Origin of the sequence: Bradyrhizobium sp. PRIMUS42 (assembly GCF_023006515.1) — a bacterium.
GTDB lineage: Bacteria > Pseudomonadota > Alphaproteobacteria > Rhizobiales > Xanthobacteraceae > Bradyrhizobium.
Map to the genome: position 1 here is coordinate 1 of NZ_JALBGZ010000675.1, position 3413 is coordinate 3413.

The window sequence follows — 3413 nt, forward strand, 5'->3', positions numbered from 1 at the left end:
CGCTCCGCCCCGCCCTGGCGCGGCTCGGCATCGACGGCCCCGCCTTCACCTCGATCTTCCAGGGCGCGACACGCTGGCAGACCTTCGTCGGGCTGTCCGTCTGCGCCAACATGTTCGGCGACGTCGGGCTGGCGCTCGCCTCCGTGGCCATGGTCGCCATCATTCCCCTCGTCAACGTGTTCAGCGTCGCCGTGCTCGCGCATTATGCCGCGCCCGAGAAGCAATCCGGCCGTGCCATCGTCATGACATTGGTCCGCAATCCCCTGATCTGGGCCTGTGCGATCGGGCTCCTGGTCAATGTCACCCACCTGCCGCTGCCAAAACTCTGGCATGAGGTGGCGGACGCGCTCAGCCGCTCCTCGCTCGCGATCGGCCTGCTCGTCACCGGCGCGGGATTGCATCTCGAAGGCCTGCTGCGCCCAAGCGCCAGCGCTGCGATCGGCGTCGTCTTCAAGCTGGTGCTGATGCCGGCACTTGCCCTCGTCCTCGCCGTCTGGTTCGGGCTGTCGGGCGACAGCCTGGCGATCGTCGCGATCTGTTCGGCGGTCCCGACCTCGTCGAGCGCCTATGTTCTCGCCCGCCAGATGGGCGGCGATGCGCCGCTGCTGGCGCAGATCATCACGCTGCAGACGATTCTGGCGGCGATCACCATGCCGATCGCGATCGCGCTGGTGGCTTGAGCGAACGGCCTAACGCCGACCGATCGTAGTCGTCCCGACCGAGCGGCTCCGCCCGCACGGATGGCGCCGCTTCTGTCTTACGGAGGTGCCGGGGGCAACTGGAGATTCTGAGCGATATCGGCATATTTTTGCGCGCTCAACTGATAGTAGTCGCGGTTCATTTTCGCGATCTCATACAGGGATTGCGCGATCGTCTTGATGTCGATCGGCTCCTTCCTGGAGCATTCGAGTATGGTCTTCAGCAGGTCGTTCCAGCTGACCTCATCCTTCATCGTCTTGGTCAGAGGCGCCACACCGCGAGCGTCCATCGGCTTCGAAATCCCGCGTATATTGCTCTGTATTTCCAGACTTCGCAGTTCGTCCCGTATTTTCAAGACGACGTTATGGACTTTCACAGCCTCAGCTTGCGACGAATTCACGTATCCCAACAGCTCGTCATACAATTGATCAATCAGCTTTCGTCGCGCATACCAAGTGATGTTGATCATATTGTAGACGGCAAGTTCCTCCTTGTTTGTGGTGTCGTGGATTCCGAAGATCGGAATGTCGATCGGCGCTGCAGTGAAGTAGAACTTCAATCGGCTCGCGCCGTCGATCTCTTCGTAGCGCCGGAGGGTAAGCCGGAACAGGTCGTCGGACCCGGTGGGCCGAATGAAACATCCCAAGGGCGCCTTCTTCTTGGAGGCGCTCCGCAGCATCCGCGCGAGTTCAGGCTCGTAGATGTCGCGATCGACCCAATCGGAGGACAAATCCTTCCAGTTCCAAGCGCCCGTTGACACGTCCTTCCCGAACAGCGCCTCCCAATCCTGGGTTCCCATAAATAGCGCATCCGCTGGCAGATTCTCCAGCTCCAGGCAGTCTTCATTCTGTTTTGTGCGGCTCAATTCGATTGAGAAGTTTGGAACGAGATCAAAATTAATCGCGGTGACGTGCGTATAGTCGAACCATCTGCAAATGTCGGTGGCAGTCTTGCGCAAGAATGCCGTGTCGATACCTGGGTAGATATCTCTTTCGACGTATATCTGCTCCAGGAAATCGTAAACCTGGTCCGACGATATCGGCACCGATATGTACTGGCTCAGCGCTCTCGGCTTGCTAACACTCGGATCGTGAAAAACGACAATAGATCTTTTTTCGTCCTTGCTCAGAGCCGTTTGGAATTGGCCAGCCTCGAGCAGACAGTATCCCCAATCCTGATCCTCGCCAGTGTAGAGCAGCAGAAAGATGTCCGCACTCTGGATCGCTGCTGTGATCTCCGGAGTAAGTTCTCTGCCCTTCTGAAAATCCTCCGCTAGGACGATCTTGATCTTGTTGCCGGAGTACGAGGCAATCAAATTTCCGATACGGCGAGCCGCCTCACTATCCTTCGGCATCTTGTGGCTGATGAAAATCGTTAAATCGGACATGGCCCCTCCAATCGCTCCGCGTGGGACAAGCTCAAAAATCAAGTTAAAAAATTGGGCGGGGCCGTGCGTCGCGTGCGAAAGCGCCCCTGGCTAATTTCCGCATTCAAGCCGATCGCGGGATGCGTGACAAGCTCATTCTACCTTGGGATGTTTTGTCAACAAGGCCGGGAACTCGCAAGGCAGTGGCCGGCGATACCAATCTGACCCGCTGACACCGCGGGTCTTTTATCCGCTGCAGTTGGGGAAGCGGCAGGCGTCCGCTCAGCTCCCCAGCCACATCGTCAGCACCACCGCGGTCAAATTGTTCAGCGCGTGCAGGATGATGGTGAGCCAGAGCGAGCCCGCGCGATAACGCATGTAGCCAAACCACAGGCCGATGGTGAAGACCTCGGCGAGGAAGTACATGTCGTATTGCAGGTGCACGATTGTCCAGACCAGCGACGACAACAGGATCGCGCCCGGTACGCGCAGGAAGCTCGCCGACCAGCCGCGATAGAGGAAGCCGCGCGCCAGAATCTCTTCCGACATCGGCGCGGCCACGCTGAAGGCGAACAGGAGCAACAACGCTGCGCCCTTGTCGCGACCCGATTTCAAGAGATCGGTCATGAAGCCCGGCGTCGCCTCGCGGCCGAGCGCGCGCGACATCGTCTCCCAGACCAGCACGATCAGGATGAGGCCGACGGCACCGAACAGGAGCTGCTTCCAGGACGGCCAATGCAGCGCGAGATAGTCGACGAAGGAGGCCTTCTTGATGGCAATGGCGAGCCACACCGCGAAAAGCGTCGCCGGCAGGCCCATGATGACCGACAGCGCGAGCGTCTGGGGCTCGCGGCCGACGAGCTGGACCGAGGCGAGGTCCATGGGAAGGCCACGCTGCGCCGCCAGCAGAACGACGGCGCCGATCTGCCCGACGAACATCGCGACGAAGACGAAGAGGCCCCACAGCGCCGTGCCCCAGAACTTCCAGACGCGTGGCGCCTGTTCCGCAGGCGTCACGGTCAGCGGCGGATGATCGGGATTGAGGGAATCCATCAGCGGGCTTTCGTTGGAACAACACCGTCATTCCGGGGCGGTCCATAGGACCGAACCCGGAATCTCGATATTCCGGGTTCGCCCTTCGGGCGCCCCGGAATGACGGAACAAATATTCACGGCAGCGCGCGCTCCAGCAGCGCACGCACGTCACCGTTCTCCAGCTCCACGGCGCCGTACATGCTGGCGTAATTGGCCGCAAGACGCGTGCTCGCGAACAGTTCGGCATGGCGCGGCGACACGCCGTTGAGCGCCGCAGCAGCCGCCAGCAGCGCCAGCTTCTCGACCGCAAGCCG

General features: G+C 60.4%; 3 protein-coding genes and 1 pseudogene. 1 reads left to right on the forward strand and 3 read right to left on the reverse strand.

The features are described from left to right. The coding region (locus tag MOV75_RS31660; RefSeq protein ID WP_247007286.1) for an AEC family transporter at positions 1-680 on the forward strand (680 nt) is incomplete at its 5' end. A 77-nt stretch (positions 681-757) separates the two neighbouring features. On the opposite strand, the gene MOV75_RS31665 is transcribed toward MOV75_RS31660, so the two are convergent. The 3 genes and pseudogenes from MOV75_RS31665 to MOV75_RS31675 form a co-directional block, all read right to left on the reverse strand. Continuing rightward, positions 758-2086: a toll/interleukin-1 receptor domain-containing protein gene (locus tag MOV75_RS31665; RefSeq protein ID WP_246925711.1), complete on the reverse strand. Its 1329-nt coding sequence runs from the start codon at positions 2084-2086 to the stop codon at positions 758-760. 261 nt (positions 2087-2347) lie between these two features. Beyond that, positions 2348-3118 (reverse strand): CPBP family intramembrane glutamic endopeptidase, encoded by a 771-nt coding sequence (locus MOV75_RS31670; RefSeq protein ID WP_246925712.1) that lies wholly within the window; start codon positions 3116-3118, stop codon positions 2348-2350. Between the two features lie 115 nt (positions 3119-3233). Continuing rightward, positions 3234-3413 (reverse strand): annotated as a pseudogene (locus MOV75_RS31675) (DNA alkylation response protein); the annotation flags it as partial.

Bases quoted from the DNA above. Each gene is read 5' to 3' on its own strand.
- MOV75_RS31665 (WP_246925711.1), bottom strand. From the start codon at position 2,086: ATGTCCGATTTAACGATTTTCATCAGCCACAAGATGCCGAAGGATAGT.
- MOV75_RS31670 (WP_246925712.1), bottom strand. From the start codon at position 3,118: ATGGATTCCCTCAATCCCGATCATCCGCCGCTGACCGTGACGCCTGCG.